This window comes from uncultured Microscilla sp., assembly GCF_947493425.1.
Classification (GTDB): domain Bacteria; phylum Bacteroidota; class Bacteroidia; order Cytophagales; family Microscillaceae; genus Microscilla.
This window is the reverse complement of record NZ_CANLRP010000460.1, coordinates 1-554: the sequence shown is the minus strand read 5'-3', so window position 1 is coordinate 554 and position 554 is coordinate 1. Positions and strand designations below refer to the sequence as shown.

Here is a 554-nt window from a genome sequence, read left to right as displayed (position 1 = left end):
ACTGCCTACGACTATTCCGTATTGGATGCTCGACTGGCGACCGAGCCTGTAAACTACCAGGTAAAAGGGCAGGTAACTGCTACCAAAACTGCCATGCTGGATGCTTACGGTGAACGCACCGGGTGGCTTACCACGGTCAGTTATTATGATGCTCGTGGGCGGGTATTGCAAACCATTGCCGACAACAACAAAAACGGCCAAGACCTGACCATGACCCAGTATGCCTTTGATGGCCAGGTTTTGCAAAGTGTGGTAAAACACCAAACCACCAGCCCGGCAGCTACCTATTATGTGAATCAGTGGACCAAATACGACCACGTGGGCCGGGTGTTGGAAACTTATCAGGACATTGCCGATAACTATACTTATCGCGATGCGGCAACGGCCGAAGCCCTGGCAAACGCCCAACCCGCCACCGCCTCTGTTACCAAGGTAAGCCAGCTTGCTTACAACGAGTTGGGGCAGTTGATCACCAAAAAACTAGGCAAAAAACAAGCGACCACCGAGGCCTTGCAAACCCTCAACTTTCGCTACAACATCAGGGGTTGGATGAC

Annotated in this window: 1 protein-coding gene; it reads left to right on the top strand. The window is 52.0% G+C overall.

The features are described from left to right. Positions 1-554 (top strand): hypothetical protein (locus Q0954_RS34330; protein ID WP_299466699.1); only part of this gene is annotated, 554 nt, incomplete at both ends.